Source organism: Streptomyces sp. BYX5S, assembly GCF_054724165.1.
Window position 1 is genome coordinate 6215328 of the sequence record NZ_CM138829.1, and the last position, 17081, is coordinate 6232408.

Consider the following 17081-nt stretch of genomic DNA (forward strand, 5'->3'; position numbering starts at 1 on the left):
CGTCAGGCGCGCCGGGCGTAGGAGGCGAGCCGATCCGCGAACTCACCGACCAGCTCCCGGAGTTCGACCGGCCGCTCGACGACGAAGGGCCGGTCGAGCGAGGCGAGCACCGGGGGCAGCCAGTCGAGCCGCTGGACCCGAAGCTGAGCGTGCCACCAACTTGCGCCTGAAGCGGCCGAGTTGGACTGGCCACCGCTCAACACGGCCACGCTCTCGGGAAGTCGGGCCCGGATCTGCTCGACGGTGCCGTGGATCCGCAGGACCACCTCGTACCGGTACGGGGCGGTGGCGAGCGCCGCCACCACGCGCCGGGCCGGATCGGTCCCGTCGCCCTCCTCGGCCACCTCGAACGTGCCGGGCAACGACCGCGCGTCCCCGATGCGGTCGAGCCGGAGGACCCGGTCCTCGCCGATTCCGGCGTCTTGGCCCGTGACGTACCAGCGGCCGGCGTGGGAGACGATCCCGTACGCGTGCAGCGTGCGCTCGCTGCGCCGGCCCTCCCCGTCGACGTACCGGACCGAGACGGGGCGGCGGTGGCGCACCGCGTCGGCGAGGGTGAGCAGCACGCCGGTGTCCGGGGCGGGGGCGCGCTCACCGGGCCGGTCCGTGAAGGCGAGCGCGTCCAGGAGCGCGTCGAGCCGCCGGGCGAGCGGCGGGGGCAGCACCCGCCGGATCTTCGCGGCGGCCGTCTCGCTGGCGGCGTCCCCGGCGACCGTCAGCCCCTCGCGCCGGCCGGCGATCAGGCCGAGCAGTACGGCCAGCGCCTCGTCGTCGCCGAGCATGAGCGGCGGCAGCCGGTGGCCGGGGCCGAGCCGGTACCCGCCGTAGCGGCCGCGCACCGACTCCACGGGAACGTCGAGGTCGATCAGATGGTCGACGTATCGCCGCACGGTGCGCCCGTCGACGCCGAGCCGGTCGGCGAGTTCGGCGACGGTGCGGGTGCCGCCGGACTGCAACAGTTCCAGGAGGGTGAGGACGCGGCCGGTGGGTCGGGACATGTTCGCAGGCTAACGCGCATACCGGACCGATTCTGTCCGCTATTGCTCCTAGCCTGCGAAGCACTCGCCCGCCCCGGACCTCAGGGAGCCTCCATGGACTTCGTCTCGATCCGCATCATCACGGCCGACGTCACCCGCCTCGTCAGGTTCTACGAACGGGCCACGGGTGTCCGGGCGACGTGGGCCACCGAGGACTTCGCCGAACTCCGTACACCGGGCGCCACACTCGCGATCGCCTCCACGCGCACGGTCCCGCTCTTCGCCCCGGGTTCGGCCCGCCCGGCGTCGAACCACTCCGTGATCACCGAGTTCCTGGTTCCCGACGTCGACCGCCTCCACCAGGACCTGACGGAGCACGTGACGGACTTCGTCGCGGGCCCGACCACCATGCCCTGGGGCAACCGCTCACTCCTGCTCCGCGACCCCGACGGCAACCTGGTCAACTTCTTCACACCGGTGACGCCGGAGGCGGTGGCGAAGTTCGGCCGGTGACGGGGATCGCCAGCGGCGCGCCGACACCGGCAGCGCCGCCACGCCGAAGGGGCGGGCGCATCCCGTCGCACGGGAGTGCCCGCCCCTCCGACATCACTGTCGGTGACGTCAGAGGATGACGCCGAGCCCCAGACCGAGCCCGACCCCGACGCCGTGGTGGTGGTCCCAGTAGTCGTGGTGGTGGTGCCAGTAGGGCCCGTCGTCGGCCGGGGCGCTACTGACGGTCGCGCTCGTGTTCTGTGCGGGGGTCGCGGCCTGTGCCGTTCCGACCAGCGGCAGGGCCGCGGCGCAGGTGAGGGCGGCGACGGCCGCGGTCTTGGCGATCTTGGTGCGCATAAGGGACTCCAATGTCCTTGTGGCAACAACGAGATCGACGCTAGAACGGTGCCGGGGATACCGCGCGTTGGATCATGACGCCCCGTGGCGGTCGCTCTCCGTGAACGACGCGCCGTCGCCGACAGGCGGAGGAGTCAGGCCCGCACCAGGGAGCCGCAGTCACTGCACTTGACTGGCCGTCAGGTCACGCGCGAACCGTTCTCGACCGTACGCGCGAGGATCCCCAGCGTGGCCCGCAGACCGGCCTCCGGGATGACCGGGAAGACACCCGCCTCGCGGTACCTGTCCTCGATCAGGCTCCAGTCGTAATAGGAAGTGACAAGGGTACCCGCCTCGTTGGGCTCCAGGCGGTACCCGTAGAGATGCCGGATGGGCGGCTGGACGGTACCCGAGATCGTCCACTCCAGGAGCGCGTCACGTTCGTAGCGAGTGATGATCACGGTGACGTCGTACCGCCCCATGGGAAGGTCCCCGAGAGCCTCCCGGTCCATGTGAACCAGGAATTCGTCCCCCACCGCACCGACGGGATCGCCCTCCGCGGACTGGAGCATCCCCGAACTGTCGATACCCACATGCCCCATCGGGGACCGCAGCACCTCGAAGATCGCCGACGGGGCTGCGGCGATCTGACGGGTGACTTCAAACAGTTCTGTCGTCATGCCCCACACTCGCACGCCCGCTCTCGTCAACGGACGCAGTGAGCGTCACGAGCGCCGAGACCGGCTCAAGAACGGCCGACGCAGGCGAAGCCTCACGCGCGTGCCGCTGACTTCACAGGGGAAGGTCGTCCGGAAGCACCCGGAACGCCTTGTGGCGGCCGAGCGGGCGCACCGCACGGAAGTCGCGACGGCCGAGAGTGAGGACGGCATCGGTGTCGTAGTCGGCTGCCAACGCCACATTCACGGCGTCCGCCAGATCCAGGTCGAGGTCCCGGTAGCGGGCACGCACGGACTGAGCGACCCCCAGGTGATCCTCCGTGACCTCAGGGACGGCGACGCGACCGCGCCGCATCCAGTTCCGGATGTCGTCGACCGCGCTGAGCGCCGCTTCACGGCCGAGTTCCCGGGTGGCTACGTGATCGATCTCCGCGAGCAGCAGAGGTGACATCACCAGCAGGCCGGCGGCCATGATCGCTTCATTGGACGCCTGATGCTCGGGGTGGGTGGAGTCGAGGGCCGCGAGGAGCCCGGAGGTGTCCGCGATGACGATGATCACGCGGCAGTACCGGCCTCGGTCTCGCGGCTCACAGCGTCAGCCACGGTGTCGCGCACCTCGCTCTTGCCGAGGGTGCGACCGGACCCCTCGAAAGTGCGGGAGAAGAGAGGTTCGCCCCAGACGCGGTTCGCCATGGCCGCGAGGTGGATGCCCTGCCGGATGATCTCCGCCTCGCTGATGCCGCGCCGCTTGGCGGCCTCCTTGATGATGGCGAGGTCCTCGGGATCGGCGTAGACATTGGTTCGCTTCATGGACATGTACCAAGGCTAGTGTATGTACCAGATTGATGTATGAGCATGAGCCCGCGCGCGCATTCCAGGGGCGCGGTTCAGCGGCGTCACGCACCTCGCGCCGACGGATCAGGTGCTGTGACCGAGCGCCTGATCGCGTCGTGCTTGCAGATCCCGCTGGACGCGGGCCACATCATCGGCGTAGGGGCGGTAGAGGAGTGTCAGGAACGCTCCGTTGATCAGCATGAGGATCACGAGGGCCCACAGGAAGACCGAGCGCAGTCCGATGACGTCGCCGAGGAAGCCCGCGCCGAGGCTGAACGCGGCCCAGGCGATCGCCTCGAAGACGGAGACGTAGAGCGCGAAGGCGGCGCCGCGCAGTTCGGGCGGGGTGATGGCCATGACCATGGGGCGGTTGACGCTGGGGTTGATCCCCTGCGTGGCGCCCATGAGGGCGAAGAAGATGCCGAACAGGGCGATGCTGCCGTAGTCGAACTGCGTGCCGAAGAAGGCGACGAGCGCGAAGACGAACTGGGCCGCTTGCAGGACCGCGACGAGTCCGTGGCGCGGGCTGCGCCGGGTGGCCCAGTCGGCCACGACGCCGCCGAGCAGCGTGCCGAGGAAGTAGCCGATGCCGAAGGGCAGCAGCACGATCGCCGCCTTCTGGGCGCTGAAGCCGTACACGTCCACCAGGAAGACCACCCCGAAGGTGCCCACCAGGAGGTGGCCCGACAGGAGCCGGGAGACGAGGAGGAGGACCAGGCTGCGGATCTTCAGCAGCGAGAGCGCCTTGTGCCAGGTGAGCTTCGAGTGGGCGTCGCGTGTGGCGCGGTCGAGGTCGGCCAGTTGCCGCTCGGCCGCTCCTCGTCCCGGGTCGCGGAACCAGATCCACAGGGCGATGCCGAGCACGATGTTGAAGGCGCCGATGCCCCACAGGCCCCAGCGCCAGCCCTCGTCGACGCCGGCCAGTTGCCCCTTGAGCGGGCCGATCCCGGCGCTGACCAGCGAGACCGCGCCGTAGACCACACCGACCGCGCGGCCGCGGGACGATCCGCCGAAGAGGTCGCCGATCAGCTCGGTGATGATGGGGTGGGCGGCGGCGTAGCCGGCCGCCAGGACGGTGTAGAGGACGAGGAGTTGGGCGAAGTTCTGCGCGAAGCCCGCGGCCACGCCCCAGACGCCCCACAGCCCGGTGGCCACGACCAGGACGCTCTTGCGCGACCAGCGCTGCGCGGCCCACACCCAGAAGGGCCCGGTGAAGGCGCCCACGATCTTGCCGGAGGCGGTGAGGATGCCCAGTGCTCCGAGGGAGACCCCGAGGGACTGCCGGATCAGCGGGAACAGGCTGCTGACAAGGCTCGCCTCGGTGCTGTCGACCAGCATGGTGCCGCCGAGCAGGGACAGCTGTCGCCAGCGCCCTTTCACCGGGACCTCGGCCGTGGGCATGACGGTGCTCTGGCTGAGCTCGGTCATCGTGCCCTCTCATTTCTCTGCGGTTTTCTTGGCGGGAGATCAGTGGGGAGATGGCAGGCCGACTGCCGGTGACGGGGCGGCAACCCCGTCACCGGCTCAACAGGCCATGCAGGGATCAGAGTTGGGCGAGTTCGTCGGCGACGCGGCGCAGACCCGGCACGGGGAACATCGCTCCTGCCATCGCGGCGACGTCGATGAGCGGTGTGGGGCCCAGCATCTGAAGCAGCTCGGAGTCGACGACACCGGGCAGGTGCCTGCGCAGCACTTCGACGGCCACCGGGTCGGAGAGCAGCGCCTTGAGCGGCGTACGCAGGGAGAGGCGTCCCTCGGGGTAGTCCTCGGCGCGGGGCAGTGGCAGGGCGGCCCGTTCCGCCTGTTCGCGCTGGGCGCGGACCAGCAGGTGCTTCTGGGTCACCGGTCCCTCGGCGGGCAGCCCGAGGCGTTCGTACTGGCTGGGCGGCGCGTCCTCGGCCCGCATCAGCTCCACCATCAAGGTGGCCATGCGGAGTTCGGCGGCGTCGTCGACCAGGGGTGAGCTCTGTTCGGGGTCGGTCTCCAGGTCGAAGAGGAGCGTGCCGTGGTGGTAGGGGTTGACCAGGGTGCGGCCCGGCACGCGCACGGTGCGGACGTTCTTGGTGAAGGTGAACGGCTCGGCCAGTTCCAGGTCCACGAGTTCGGCGGGTGAGAAGCGGCCCCGCATGTGCGTCGGCATCAAGGTGTGCTCGAACAGGGGCGCGTTGTCGGGCGAGGCGGGTGCCCGCATGTAGACGTACCGGCCGTCGGTGACGTTGACGTGCCCGCCGTGGATGCCGAACAGGCCCGCCTCTCGCACGGGGGTGTCCTCGGCGATCGGCAGCGGCTCGCCCCGCATGTCGCGCGGGCGGCCGACGCCGAAGAACTCCAGGAACGTCGGGGCCAGGTCGATGGTCTGCACGAGCGCCTCACGCCGCGCTCCGGCGGTGGCGGCGCGCGGGTCCCAGGCCAAGAGCGGCAGATGGACGAGTTCGTTGAACCACGGCTGGACGCTCTTGCCCCACCAGCCCTTCTCGCCGAGCAGCAGGCCGTGGTCGGTGCAGACGATCAGCAGCGTGTCGTCCCACAGTTCCAGCTCGTCCATGGTGTCCAGGACGCGGCCCAGGGAGTGGTCGCACATCGACAGGAGGGCCGCGTACTCGAACCGGCCGTGCTCGACCTGTTCATCGCTCTCCACGACCCGCTTGTAGTCGGGCCAGTCGAAGTGCGGGCCCTCGTAGTCGTGCGGGTAGAGGTCCTTGTACGGCTGGTGGCTGAAGAACGGCTCGTGCGGGTCGAAGGTCTCGATCTGCACGAACCACCGGTCGGATTCCCGGTTGGTGCGGATGAAGTCGAGTCCGGCGTCGAAGGTGAGGGTCTGCGGATGCCGGTCCTCGGTCGCCATGTGGGGGCGGTTCACCCAGTCCTGGCGGTAGGCGCCGAAGCGGACCTTCTTCAGGTCCTCCGGTATTTCGGGGTCGGCGACCTGCCCCTTCCACGGATCGCCCTCCTGACCGCGGAAGAACTCCCAGGTGTGGTAGCGGCCGTGGTAGGTGGCGCCGCCGTCCTCCCAGTAGTGCGGGTGATCGCTGACGAGATAGGTGTAGACGCCGCCGTTCTGCTTGAGCAGTTCGGGCATGGAGTCGTCGAACGGCTCCAACGGCCCCCAGCTGCGGTGCAGGAAGTTGTGCCGCCCGGTGTGGATCTCGCGGCGGGCCGGCGCGGGCCGGGTGGGCCTGGCCATCTGCTACGACGGCTCCTTCCCCGAAACGGTCCGCCAGCTCGCCTGGCTGGGCGCGGAAGTCATCATCCAGCCCACTCTCACGCCCACCCGCGACCGGGAGATGGAACTCGTCTGCGCGCGCGCCAACGCCTGGACCAACCAGGTCCACGTCGTCAACGTCAACGCCGCCGACCCGGCCGGGGTCGGCCAGAGCACCGTCGTCGACCCCGAGGGCATCGTGCGCCAACAGGCCGGACCCGGCGAGGAGATCCTCGTCGACGTCCTCGACCTCGACGCCGTCACCCGCGTCCGCGCGTACGGCTCCGCCGGCCTCAACCGCCCCTGGACCCAACTCGCCCGCTACGGCATGGCGGTGAAGCTCCCGATGTACGGCGGCGGCGGATTCCACACGCCGGACTGGCTCAAGGGCGGGACCTCCTGACGACTCCCCCGAACGCGTCGAACGACTCACCAGAACCGCGTAACCACAGGTCAGGAACCCTTGTTCGCAGGCTCCAGAATCGCCACGCACTCCACATGGTGCGTCATCGAAAAGATGTCGGCCTGGGCTATTCGCGGAGAAGAGCAGGTCAGAGGAGCTTTATCGGCTCGCCGAGCAGCGTGAGGGCGCCCAGAGCGTCACGTGAGCGTCACGGCTGGCCGGACAACCGCTGGGCGGCCTGCGGTGAGTGGCCTCACCTCGTACGGCTCCCGCGCCTCGATTCCTACGCGCCGGGACGGGGTCGGTCTGTAGCGGGGCGGGGCGACCCTGTCGATGATCTCGCCAAGGAATGTGCCCGTGCCCAGCCGGTATGGCTCAAGGAACCTCATTCCACCCCTGCTCTGACGATGTCGAACGTCAAGAAACGGGGAACCAGGCCGCCAGGCGCTTGGCAATGGCCGGTACATCGATATGGTCCTGCGCAACTTCCTCGACGAACGGACCGGCAATGGAGACGGACGGCGGGGCGATTTCGGCTCCGACGCCGTTGAACCGCAGGAAGACGCGCATGGCGAGCCAAGCGGTGCGCTTGTTGCCGTCGATCAACGCGTGATTGCGGGCGACGGAGTGCAGCAGTGCGGCCGCCTTCTCGTGCAGCGTGGGGTATAGCTCGGCCCCGAACACGTTGGTCCGGGGCCGTTCGATTGCTGACACCAAGAGCCCCATGTCACGCACGCTGTGCTCGGTACCGTTGACCGCGCGAACGATGGTAAGGATCTCGTCGATCTGGATGTAGCGCACTTCGGTCACTTCAGGTAGTCCAGGATCTCCGCATCGCTGTCCATGAGCTCGGCCAGGACGTCATCGACCTTCAGCTCGGCCCGGTTCTGGGCGTCTCGGATGGCCTCAATGGCAAGCTCCTGCTTGCTGCGGCGTTCCCGACGAGCACGCTCGGTGAGCTTCGCGTCAAGGTCGTCGGGGAGTCGGAGTGTCATCGCCATACGGTAATGATACCAGTCTGGTATCTAGGCGGCGAGGTGATACCTGCCACTCAAGCCCCTGGGCTACGGAGCCGGCCCTTGTGCACGGTCGGGGAGGCGCGGTCGCCACCCCGGAACCGGAGTCCCTGCCCCGTGGCGACGCCTCAGGTCCACGCGCCCCGGAGCCGAAGAGATCCGCGCCGGCCCTCGAAACTGCGGCTCGGACCGTTCCCCGAGCGAACCTCAGTCGACTCATTCCGCGAACGAGAACAAGCCGAACAGGCCACCCGGAATCCAAGAAAGACCGTTGAGGCCGTTGGCTGTAGGCCGCCCCCGACGCGCGAGTAGGGAGCGGCCCACCCCAGGCCCCGGTCAATCGCGGGTGCGCTGCCGCAGGAGTCGCGCGGCGAGGAGCGCGGCGCCGCCGGCGAGTCCGAGGAGCGCCGCGCCGGTCAGGAGCGAGCCGTCGGTCCCGGTGTCCGCGAGCTGTCCGGTCGGCGAGGCGGAGGGAGTGGAAGTCGGGGTGAGGGTTGCCGCCGTGCTCGCGGAGGCGCTGGGCGTGGGGATCGGCTCCGGGCTCGCGGACGCGGTCGGCGTGGGAGTCGCGGTGGGGGTGGGAGTAGGGGTGGGGGTGGGTGTCTCGCAGGTCCCTTCCGCCCAGTCGAGGGTGAGGGTGCCGTTGCCTGCGCGGACCCCGCCGGTGAAGGTGGCGCCTGCCGGGCCGGTGCTGGAGCCGCCACCACCGCCACCACCGCCACCACCGTTGTACCTGCCGCTGTCCCCACTGGCGCCACCGCCTCCACCACCGGTGGCGCCGCCCCCGCCGCCGCCTCCGCCACCCTGACGCTCGGGGTCGGAAATGTCGCCGCCGTCGCCTCCGGCGCTGCCGCTCGCAGCGTCGCCCGCGATGCCCGCGGCCTGCGAACCCGCGCCGCCCGCGCCGCCGGCTCCGCCCTCGCCGCCCGGCCTGCCGCCCTTGCCGCCGTTACCGGCCCTGTCGTACCCCTCCTGGCCGGCCGCGCCCGCCTCCCCGCCGTCCCCGCCGGCGCCCACGGCCTCTGTGGCGGCCTCCTCGCGGGCGAGGATGAGGGTGCCGCCGCCGCCCCCTCCACCACCGCCGGCCACCACCACCGGAGTGCCCGCCCGGGTCAGGCTGGTGGCACCGCCTCCGCCACCGCCCGCGGCCGCGGCATCGTGCTGATCGTCCACGGTGCCGCCGTCGCCACCACCGCCGTAGCCACCGGCGCCGTACCCGCCGCGTGGGGAGGCGTCGCTGCCCCGGCCGCCCACAGTGACGGTCAACTGCTCGCCCGGGGTGACCCGAACGGCCGCACGAGCCTGAGCGCCCTGGCCGCCCGGACTCTGCGCGTTGGTGTAAGTGTTGTGCGCTCCGCTGCCGCCTTCGGCGCCGGACGCGTCCACGGTCATCTCGCAGACATCCTCGGGGACCGTGAAGGTCTGGGTCGCGCCGGTGTAGGAGAAGGACTCGGAGCCCGCGGCCCGGGGGGCGGCCCAGGCGGGCGTGCAGACGCCGAGCACAAGGCCCGTGACCGCGCCGACGGTTGCATTTCGCACAAAATGACGATGACACTGCATGAGCCGGAACGTAGTGGGAGCACGACCCACTCCTCGTGTGCCATTCCGGCAGGTTCCCCTGCGTCACCAGAACGGACGTGCGGCCCTCCACCTCAGAAGGTCACTTTCGAAACGGGCCCCACGGAGGCTTTCGACAGGCCCCTGGGAGGCCACCGGGCTCATGCGCACCCGCCGGATCCGCCTCGCTACGGCCTGTCCGGGGGACACTGTCAGTCACCTCCCAGAACACCGCACTCGGCGTCTTCACCCGGACACCCGGCAGTCTGCCCAACGACTACTTCGTCAACCTCCTCGACCAGGGCATCAGTTGGGCGCCGGTCGCCCACGACAAGAGCGTCTTCGAAGGACGCGACACCGCGACCGGCGCGCCGCGCTGGGCCGGGAGCTGCACCGAACTCGTCCTCGGTTCCCACGCTGAGCTGCGGGCACGCGCCGAGCTCTACGCCAGTGAGGGCGAACAGGACCGGTTACCGGTAGTCCGTCAAACCCAGCGGTAGGGGCTTGACGGACTACCGGTAGGACGCGGACCAGACCCTCGCGCTGCTCAACGAACGCAGCCTGCACGGACGTATCGCGCACGAGGGGGAGAAAGCACTCCTGACGGCGTCGTGAAGGCCGCGGCTCAGGTGGACCGCTTCGACGTGCTGGTCAACCATGCCGGCATCTCGCCGTCACGCGGTTGTGACCGTCACGGGCTCCGGGCGGCCAAGTCATTTCAGCCATCGAGCGGCGACAAGCTCCCTGCCATACCCGGAGTCCTCGGGCTCACCGATCCTACGAATGACCGGCGTGGACCCGCATGGAAAACGGTAGGACAAGCCAAGAGGGCGCACGACACCCTGTTCAACACCAGCGGCCATGACGCCTCGTCAGGATCAGCGTCGCACGAGCGTCAGCACGTTGCCCCGACCGGCCCGCAGAAGCCAGGTCCACTTGCATCCCGTCAGGCGAAGCCGCAGGTCAGATAGGCAGTGGGGGCGTGCGCGATGCTTCACGTGATGGGCGGAGAGAAACAGGTCGAGCCGTCCAGCCGGTCCACAAGACCACAGGTCAGGCACCCTTTGCCACAGGCTCCAGAATCGCCACGCACTCCACATGATGCGTCATCGGAAACAGATCGAACGCCCGCAACGTCCGCACCCTGTACCCACCCTCCTTGAAGTACGCCAAGTCCCGCGCCAGCGCCGCCGGATCGCACGCGACGTACGCGACGCGGCGCGCGCCCAGCGTCGTGAGGTGGGAGACCGTCTTCTTGCCGGCGCCCGCGCGCGGCGGGTCGAGGACGATGAGGTCGACCTCGGAGATGCCGGTGCGCGGCAGGACCGCCTCGACCTTGCCCTGCTCGATACGGACCCGCTCGAAGGAGTCCAGGTTGTGCCGGGCGTCCTCGACGGCCCGCTTGCCGGACTCGATGCCGAGCACCGCTCCCTTGTCGCCGACCCGGTCCGCGAGCGCGCCCGCGAAGAGGCCGACGCCGCAGTACAGGTCGAGCGCCATGTCGCCCTTGCGCGGGAGCAGGCCCTGCATGACGGCGCGCATCAGCGTGTCCGCCGCCTTCGGGTGCACCTGCCAGAAGCCGCCGCTGCCGACGCGGTACGTCCGGTCGTCGGCGCGCTCGCGCACGAAGGGGCGGCCGTGGACGCGGTGCACGCCGCCGTCCTTCTCGCCCACGCGCATCACGGACACCGGCTTGTCGAGCTCGACGATGGGCAGGCGGGCGCCGACCTTCGGCGTGAGGATCACCTGACGGTCCTGCGAGCCGCTCGCCGCGATCGCCTCGACCGACTCCATGCCGGACCAGTCGCGCTGCTCGATGCCCAGCTCGGAGACGCCCTCGGCCGCGATCATGCAGTGCTCGATCGGCTCGACCTCGTGGGAGCGGTGGCGGCGCAGGCCCGCGTTGCCGTCGGCGTCGACCGCGTACTGGACGCGCGTGCGCCACTGCGGCACCTCGCCCGCCGGGAGCTTGTCGCCCTCGGCCGGCATGACCGTGCCGTCCCAGCCGGCCTCCTCGGGGGTGAGGCCCGCGAGGCGCTTCAGCTGCTCGGCGATGACCTCGCCCTTCAGGCGGCGCTGGGCGCCGGGCTTCGCGTGCTGCCAGTCGCAGCCGCCGCAGCGGCCGGGGCCCGCGTACGGGCAGGGCGCCTCGACGCGGTCCTTGGACGGTTCGAGCACGGTGACCGCGTCGGCGCGCAGGAAGCGCGCGCCCTCCTCGCCCTCGGTGACGCGGGCGACGACCCGCTCGCCGGGCAGGGTGTGCCGGACGAACAGGACCTGGCCCTCGGCCGTGCGCGCGATGCAGTGACCGCCGTGCGCGACGGGTCCGACCTCGACCTCGTACTCCTCCCCCACCAGTGACTTCGTCGGTTCTGCCTGCATGGCGGGGCTCCAGTACGTAAGGGGAAGGTCTTCGGTCGTCACGGTGGTCATGGAAAAAGCGGCCGGACAACAGCCCACCAGTTTACGTGGCTGATGTCCGACCGCTCACCACGGCCGGGGTCCCCGCTCGGCGCGGGGGGCCGCTCACTTCGAGCTGGGCTCCTTGGGGCGCTTCTCGACCGGGCCGCGCCGCACGGCGCCCGGCGCGTTCCACTCGGACCGCCTGCGGGCCCGCTTCTTCGCGGCCTCGGAGGACTCCAGCTGGTAGGGCACGGAGGTCACCATGATGCCGGGTGTGAAGAGCAGGCGGCCCTTGAGGCGCAGCGCGCTCTGGTTGTGCAGCAGGTGCTCGTACCAGTGACCGACCACGTACTCGGGGATGATCACGCTGACCGCATCGCGCGGGGACTCGCGGCGCAGGTTCTTCACGTACTCGATGATCGGCCGGGTGATCTCCCGGTACGGCGAGTCGAGAACCTTGAGCGGAACGTCAATGCCACGACGCTCCCACTCGTCCCTCAATGCCTTCGTCTCTACTGGATCAACATTGACGCTCAGCGCCTCAAGGGTGTCCGTACGCATCAACTTGGCGTACGCGATCGCCCGCAGCGTCGGCCGGTGGATCTTCGACACGAGGACGATGGAGTGCACCCGGGAGGGGCGCACGCTGTCGTCGGACGGCACCTCGGGGGCGGCGATCTCCTCGGCGACCCGGTCGTAGTGCTTGCGGATCGCGGTCATCGTCACGAAGAAGATGACCATGCCGAGCAGCGCGACCCAGGCGCCGTGCGTGAACTTCGTGAGGAGGACGACCACGAGGACGAGGCCGGTGAAGAAGGCACCGAACGCGTTGATCGCGCGCGAGCGGATCATGTGGCGGCGCTTGGCGGGGTCCCGCTCGGTGGTCAGGTGCCGGTTCCAGTGCCGGACCATGCCGGTCTGGCTGAGGGTGAACGACACGAACACGCCGACGATGTAGAGCTGGATCAGGCGGGTCGAGTCGGCGCCGTAGATGACGACCAGGAGGGCCGCGGCGCCCGCGAGCAGCACGATGCCGTTGGAGAACGCGAGGCGGTCGCCGCGGGTGTGCAGCTGGCGCGGCAGGTAGCGGTCCTGGGCGAGGATCGAGCCGAGCAGCGGGAAGCCGTTGTACGCGGTGTTGGCCGCGAGGAAGAGGACGAGGGCGGTGGCGGCCGCGAGGACCAGGAACATGAAGCTGCCGTCTCCGAAGACGGCCTTGCCCACCTGCGAGATCACCGGGTCCTGGACGAAGCCGGCGCCGACCGCCGCGCCGTTGTGGATCAGGTCCTTCGCCGGGTTCTCGGCCATCCGCACATCGGTCGCGAGGGCGAGGCCGATGATGCCGCAGAACATCGTGACGGCGAGGGCGCCCATGAGCGCGAGCGTGCTCGCCGCGTTCTTCGACTTGGGCTTGCGGAACGCCGGCACGCCGTTGGAGATCGCCTCGACACCGGTGAGCGCCGCACAGCCGGAGGAGAAGGCCCGCAGCAGCAGGAAGACGAGCGCGAAGCCCGCGAGGCCCTGGTGCTCGGCCTTGATGTGGAAGTCGGCGGTGGGCGCCTTCATGGTCTCGTCGAGGACGATCCCGCGGAAGGCACCCCAGACGATCATGATGAAGACGCCGGCCACGAAGACGTACGTGGGAATCGCGAAAAGCTTCCCCGACTCCTTCACACCGCGCAGGTTCATCAGCGTGAGCAGCACGATCACGGCGACCGCGCACAGCACCTTGTGCTCGACCACGAAGGGGATCGCGGAGCCCAGGTTCTCGATGCCGGAGGAGATCGACACGGCCACGGTCAGCACGTAGTCGACGAGGAGGGCGCTGGCGACGGTGAGCCCGGCCTTCGGCCCGAGGTTGGTGTTCGCCACCTCGTAGTCGCCGCCACCGCTCGGGTAGGCGTGCACGTTCTGGCGGTAGGAGGCGACGACCGTGAACATCAGCACGACGACCGCGACCGCGATCCAGGGGCTGAAGTGGTACGCCGACACGCCCGCGATGGAGAGGACCAGCAGGACCTCACCGGGCGCATACGCCACGGAGGACAGCGGGTCGGAGGCGAAAACGGGGAGTGCGATGCGCTTCGGCAGGAGCGTTTCCCCAAGCCGGTCACTGCGCAGTGCGCGCCCGATCAAGATCCGTTTGGGCACGTCGGTCAGTTTGGACACGGAGAGGATCGTAAGCGTTCGAACGCGGGGGCGCCCACCCACCACCCCCATTCAGCTTCGTGCTCTGCGCCACGCCCTGGACGATCTCCCCGTGGACGCGAAGGAGGAGATCTCCCGCATAGCCGATACGGTGGTCCAGAGCGCGAGCCGCACAGCAGCCCGCATCGTGCCCGAGATCGAGCCGCACCGGCTGGACCGAGCCGCGAGAGAGAGACATGAGCAGGACGTTTACGCAGGTCAAAAGGCCTATGAGGAGTGCGGGGTAGGGCCGTGCATATCGTGATCATGGGCTGTGGCCGAGTAGGGTCCCAACTCGCCCAGACCCTGGAGCAGCAGGGCCACACGGTCGCCGTGGTCGATCAGGACCCGACGGCGTTCCGTCGCCTGGGTTCGGGTTTCGGCGGCCGTCGCGTCACCGGAGTCGGTTTCGACCAGGACACCCTGCGCGAAGCGGGCATCGAGGAGGCGGGCGCCTTCGCCGCCGTCTCCAGCGGTGACAACTCGAACATCATCGCCGCGCGGGTCGCGCGCGAGATGTTCGGCATCGAGAACGTGGCGGCGCGCATCTACGACCCCCGCCGCGCGGAGGTCTACCAGCGTCTCGGCATCCCGACGGTCGCCACGGTCCGCTGGACCGCCGACCAGATGCTGCGGCGCCTTCTGCCGTCCGGCGCCGAGCCGCTGTGGCGCGACCCCACCGGGGGCGTCCAGCTCGCCGAGGTGCACGCCTCGGAGTCCTGGATCGGCCAGAAGATCAGCCGCCTCCAGGAGGAGACCGGCGTGCGCGTCGCGTTCCTGACCCGGCTCGGCGAGGCGATCCTGCCGACGTCGCAGACGGTGCTCCAGGAGGGCGACCTGGTGCACGTGATGATGCGCACGGACGACGTCGAGAAGGTCGAGGCGGCGTTCGCCGAGGGCCCTGAGGAGGGCGGTCACTGATGAGGGTCGCCATTGCCGGAGCAGGGGCGGTCGGTCGCTCCATCGCGGGCGAGCTCCTGGAGAACGGTCACGAGGTCCTCCTCGTCGACAAGGCCCCGACGGCCATCTCGGTCGAGCGCGTGCCGCAGGCGGAGTGGCTGCTGGCCGACGCCTGCGAGATCACGTCCCTGGACGAGGCGGCGCTCCAGCGCTGCAACGTGGTCATCGCGGCCACCGGCGACGACAAGGTCAACCTGGTCGTCTCGCTGCTCGCGAAGACCGAGTACGGGGTCCCGCGGGTCGTCGCCCGCGTCAACAACCCCAAGAACGAGTGGCTGTTCAACGAGTCGTGGGGTGTGGACGTCGCCGTCTCCACGCCGCGCCTGATGTCGGCGCTCGTCGAGGAGGCGGTCAGCGTGGGCGATCTCGTCCGCCTGCTCCGCTTCAGCCACGGCGACGCGAACCTGGTCGAGCTGACGCTCCCCGAGGAGTCGGCGCTGGCCGGCACGCGGGTCGGCGACGTCCAGTGGCCGCAGGACACGTCCCTGGTGACGATCATCCGTGGCACGCGCGTCCTGGCCCCCAGCCCCGAGGACTCCCTCGAGGCGGGCGACGAGCTGCTGTTCGTCGCGGCCCAGGCCCGCGAGGAACAGCTGGAGGACCTGCTGTCGGTCCGCCGCGAGGGCGCGTAGGCGCCGCCGCGCCGGACGGAGCAACGCCGTACGAAGCAACAAGGAGGCGGCCCCGAGCCAAGAACTCGGGGCCGCCTCCTTGTTGCTTCGTACGGCGTGTCGTCTTTCGGGGTCGTACGGCGCTCAGACCTCGCGGCGGTGCCGCGCGCCCCCACCGTCGGCCCGCGCGGCCTCCGCCTTCTCGCGGTCGGCGTCGCGCTGGCGCTCGGCCTCCTCCATCTCCGCGAAGACGTCGATCGGCGCGGGCGCCTTGGCGAGGAACACCCACGTCAGCCACACCGCCAGCAGGAACGGCGGGATCTTCAACGCGACGAGCACCCAGCCGAATTGGGTGTTGGCCGAATCCGTGTCCGCCCAGAAGTACATCGGGAAGAGGATCGCGCACTTGGCCAGCAGGATGAGCCCCCAGGCCCAACTCGCCTTCGCGTACGCCTTCTTGCGCCCCGGGTTGCGCGTGCGCCACGACAGGTTCTCCTTGAACACCGGCCCGAGGATCAGGCCGATCAAGGGCACACCGCACAAGGTCGTGATGATGTAGGCGAGCGCGAGCCCCAACGTGTAGAGCATGCCCGGCAGATAGAAGTCCTTGGCGTTGCCGGTCATCATCGCGAAGACCACACCGAAGGCGACGCCGAAGACGCCGCTGAAGGCGTGCTTGACGGTGTCCTTCATGACGAGGCGCACGGCCACCATGACCAGGGACACCGCGATGGCCGCGATGGCGGCCATGTGCAGGTCCTTGTTGACCGTGAAGATGCTCACGAAGAGCAGGCCCGGCAGGACCGTCTCCACCATGCCCCGCACGCCGCCGAAGGCCTCGAAGAGCGCGGCCTCGGTCACGGACTTGTCCGTCACGTCCTGCCCGTCCTGGCCTGTGGGTTCGCGGTCGGTCGGCTTGTCGAGGGACGTCACCGGCTACTCCCGTCCGAGCGGTCTGAGTTCGTACTTCGGATTGAACAGCACCCTACGGCCCCGGCTCATCGAGATCCGTCCCGAAGCGATGAGTTTGCGCCCCGGCTCGATCCCCACGATCGAACGCCGGCCGAGCCACACCACGTCCAGGGCGGCGGACCCGTCGAACAGTTCCGCCTCCAGAGCCGGGACTCCGGCGCGTGGCCGGAGGGTGACCGTGCGCAACGTACCAGTAACGGTGACTATTTGTCGGTCCGCACAGTCGCCTATGCGCGTACAGCCGGTGGTCTCCGAGTCCTCACGCAGCTCCTCCGACTCCAGGTCCTCCTGGGAGCTGGACAGCCTGTCGAGCATGCGCCGGAACCGGCCCGTCGGCTTCTCGGGCGTCCTGTCGGAACGAGGAACAGCACTCATACTGGAAGCGTACCTGGGCCCTCCGACACGGTCGTACTCGCTGGTGTACCCCGCTTTCGGGGCTTCTCAACACCCGAGG

General features: G+C 69.7%; 18 protein-coding genes. 4 read left to right on the plus strand and 14 right to left on the minus strand.

Annotation, left to right across the window (positions count from 1 at the left end):
• Nucleotides 1-2: 2 nt before the first annotated feature.
• Complete coding sequence (locus tag ACYBSK_RS28025) at nt 3-998, minus strand: helix-turn-helix transcriptional regulator (RefSeq protein WP_460243794.1); 996 nt, start codon at nt 996-998, stop codon at nt 3-5.
• 93 nt (nt 999-1091) lie between these two features.
• Between ACYBSK_RS28025 and ACYBSK_RS28030 the strand changes: the two genes are divergently transcribed.
• Nucleotides 1092-1490, plus strand: coding sequence for a VOC family protein (locus ACYBSK_RS28030; protein ID WP_460243795.1), 399 nt, complete (start codon nt 1092-1094; stop codon nt 1488-1490).
• 108 nt (nt 1491-1598) lie between these two features.
• Here the strand turns inward: ACYBSK_RS28030 and ACYBSK_RS28035 are convergent, their stop codons facing one another.
• From ACYBSK_RS28035 to ACYBSK_RS28060, 6 genes are all read right to left on the minus strand, one after another.
• The gene (locus ACYBSK_RS28035) at nt 1599-1826 is read right to left on the minus strand and encodes a hypothetical protein (protein ID WP_457480031.1); all 228 of its coding nucleotides are present in this window, start codon (nt 1824-1826) and stop codon (nt 1599-1601) included.
• A gap of 179 nt (nt 1827-2005) precedes the next feature.
• Entirely contained in the window at nt 2006-2485 is a 480-nt protein-coding gene (locus tag ACYBSK_RS28040; RefSeq protein ID WP_460243796.1) for an SRPBCC family protein, read from the minus strand.
• 112 nt (nt 2486-2597) lie between these two features.
• Nucleotides 2598-3041, minus strand: coding sequence for a PIN domain-containing protein (locus tag ACYBSK_RS28045; protein ID WP_457480033.1), 444 nt, complete (start codon nt 3039-3041; stop codon nt 2598-2600).
• Entirely contained in the window at nt 3038-3298 is a 261-nt protein-coding gene (locus tag ACYBSK_RS28050) for a ribbon-helix-helix domain-containing protein (protein WP_460243797.1), read from the minus strand. The genes ACYBSK_RS28045 and ACYBSK_RS28050 overlap by 4 nt, the downstream gene beginning before the upstream one ends.
• A gap of 102 nt (nt 3299-3400) precedes the next feature.
• Nucleotides 3401-4744 carry an MFS transporter gene (locus tag ACYBSK_RS28055; RefSeq protein ID WP_460243798.1) on the minus strand — a complete coding sequence of 448 codons (1344 nt, stop codon included), beginning with the start codon at nt 4742-4744 and terminating at the stop codon, nt 3401-3403.
• A 115-nt stretch (nt 4745-4859) separates the two neighbouring features.
• Nucleotides 4860-6500: a sulfatase gene (locus tag ACYBSK_RS28060; RefSeq protein ID WP_460243799.1), complete on the minus strand. Its 1641-nt coding sequence runs from the start codon at nt 6498-6500 to the stop codon at nt 4860-4862.
• Between ACYBSK_RS28060 and ACYBSK_RS28065 the strand changes: the two genes are divergently transcribed.
• A complete protein-coding gene (locus tag ACYBSK_RS28065) occupies nt 6487-6921 on the plus strand; it encodes a carbon-nitrogen hydrolase family protein (RefSeq protein WP_460243800.1) in 435 nt (144 codons plus the stop codon). The genes ACYBSK_RS28060 and ACYBSK_RS28065 overlap by 14 nt on opposite strands.
• A 417-nt stretch (nt 6922-7338) precedes the next feature.
• On the opposite strand, the gene ACYBSK_RS28070 is transcribed toward ACYBSK_RS28065, so the two are convergent.
• From ACYBSK_RS28070 to ACYBSK_RS28090, 5 genes are all read right to left on the minus strand, one after another.
• A complete protein-coding gene (locus ACYBSK_RS28070) occupies nt 7339-7731 on the minus strand; it encodes a type II toxin-antitoxin system death-on-curing family toxin (RefSeq protein ID WP_460243801.1) in 393 nt (130 codons plus the stop codon).
• The gene (locus ACYBSK_RS28075) at nt 7728-7922 is read right to left on the minus strand and encodes a ribbon-helix-helix protein, CopG family (RefSeq protein ID WP_147995503.1); all 195 of its coding nucleotides are present in this window, start codon (nt 7920-7922) and stop codon (nt 7728-7730) included. Before ACYBSK_RS28075 ends, ACYBSK_RS28070 begins: the two co-directional genes overlap by 4 nt.
• A 351-nt stretch (nt 7923-8273) precedes the next feature.
• The gene (locus ACYBSK_RS28080) at nt 8274-9476 is read right to left on the minus strand and encodes a hypothetical protein (RefSeq protein ID WP_460243802.1); all 1203 of its coding nucleotides are present in this window, start codon (nt 9474-9476) and stop codon (nt 8274-8276) included.
• Between the two features lie 1071 nt (nt 9477-10547).
• On the minus strand, nt 10548-11876 hold the full coding sequence (locus ACYBSK_RS28085) for a class I SAM-dependent RNA methyltransferase (RefSeq protein ID WP_457480046.1): 1329 nt from the start codon (nt 11874-11876) through the stop codon (nt 10548-10550).
• Nucleotides 11877-12020: 144 nt separating this feature from the next.
• Nucleotides 12021-14066, minus strand: a complete 2046-nt coding sequence (locus ACYBSK_RS28090; protein WP_460243803.1) for an APC family permease — start codon at nt 14064-14066, stop codon at nt 12021-12023.
• 270 nt (nt 14067-14336) lie between these two features.
• Here ACYBSK_RS28090 and ACYBSK_RS28095 point away from each other — a divergent pair, with 270 nt between their 5' ends.
• The gene (locus ACYBSK_RS28095) at nt 14337-15005 is read left to right on the plus strand and encodes a potassium channel family protein (protein WP_306318136.1); all 669 of its coding nucleotides are present in this window, start codon (nt 14337-14339) and stop codon (nt 15003-15005) included.
• Nucleotides 15005-15676 carry a potassium channel family protein gene (locus tag ACYBSK_RS28100; protein ID WP_457480048.1) on the plus strand — a complete coding sequence of 224 codons (672 nt, stop codon included), beginning with the start codon at nt 15005-15007 and terminating at the stop codon, nt 15674-15676. The genes ACYBSK_RS28095 and ACYBSK_RS28100 overlap by 1 nt, the downstream gene beginning before the upstream one ends.
• Before the next feature lie 123 nt (nt 15677-15799).
• Here ACYBSK_RS28100 and ACYBSK_RS28105 read toward each other — a convergent pair whose 3' ends face one another.
• Both ACYBSK_RS28105 and ACYBSK_RS28110 read right to left on the minus strand, forming a co-directional pair.
• Nucleotides 15800-16588 (minus strand): DUF3159 domain-containing protein, encoded by a 789-nt coding sequence (locus ACYBSK_RS28105; RefSeq protein WP_460243804.1) that lies wholly within the window; start codon nt 16586-16588, stop codon nt 15800-15802.
• A gap of 3 nt (nt 16589-16591) precedes the next feature.
• Nucleotides 16592-17002, minus strand: coding sequence for an OB-fold nucleic acid binding domain-containing protein (locus tag ACYBSK_RS28110; RefSeq protein ID WP_457480050.1), 411 nt, complete (start codon nt 17000-17002; stop codon nt 16592-16594).
• Nucleotides 17003-17081: the final 79 nt, after the last annotated feature.

Coding starts and splice junctions, on each gene's coding strand:
- ACYBSK_RS28025 (WP_460243794.1), bottom strand. CDS start 998: ATGTCCCGACCCACCGGCCGCGTCCTCACCCTCCTGGAACTGTTGCAG.
- ACYBSK_RS28030 (WP_460243795.1), top strand. CDS start 1,092: ATGGACTTCGTCTCGATCCGCATCATCACGGCCGACGTCACCCGCCTC.
- ACYBSK_RS28035 (WP_457480031.1), bottom strand. CDS start 1,826: ATGCGCACCAAGATCGCCAAGACCGCGGCCGTCGCCGCCCTCACCTGC.
- ACYBSK_RS28040 (WP_460243796.1), bottom strand. CDS start 2,485: ATGACGACAGAACTGTTTGAAGTCACCCGTCAGATCGCCGCAGCCCCG.
- ACYBSK_RS28050 (WP_460243797.1), bottom strand. CDS start 3,298: ATGTCCATGAAGCGAACCAATGTCTACGCCGATCCCGAGGACCTCGCC.
- ACYBSK_RS28055 (WP_460243798.1), bottom strand. CDS start 4,744: ATGACCGAGCTCAGCCAGAGCACCGTCATGCCCACGGCCGAGGTCCCG.
- ACYBSK_RS28060 (WP_460243799.1), bottom strand. CDS start 6,500: ATGGCCAGGCCCACCCGGCCCGCGCCGGCCCGCCGCGAGATCCACACC.
- ACYBSK_RS28075 (WP_147995503.1), bottom strand. CDS start 7,922: ATGGCGATGACACTCCGACTCCCCGACGACCTTGACGCGAAGCTCACC.
- ACYBSK_RS28085 (WP_457480046.1), bottom strand. CDS start 11,876: ATGCAGGCAGAACCGACGAAGTCACTGGTGGGGGAGGAGTACGAGGTC.
- ACYBSK_RS28100 (WP_457480048.1), top strand. CDS start 15,005: ATGAGGGTCGCCATTGCCGGAGCAGGGGCGGTCGGTCGCTCCATCGCG.
- ACYBSK_RS28110 (WP_457480050.1), bottom strand. CDS start 17,002: ATGAGTGCTGTTCCTCGTTCCGACAGGACGCCCGAGAAGCCGACGGGC.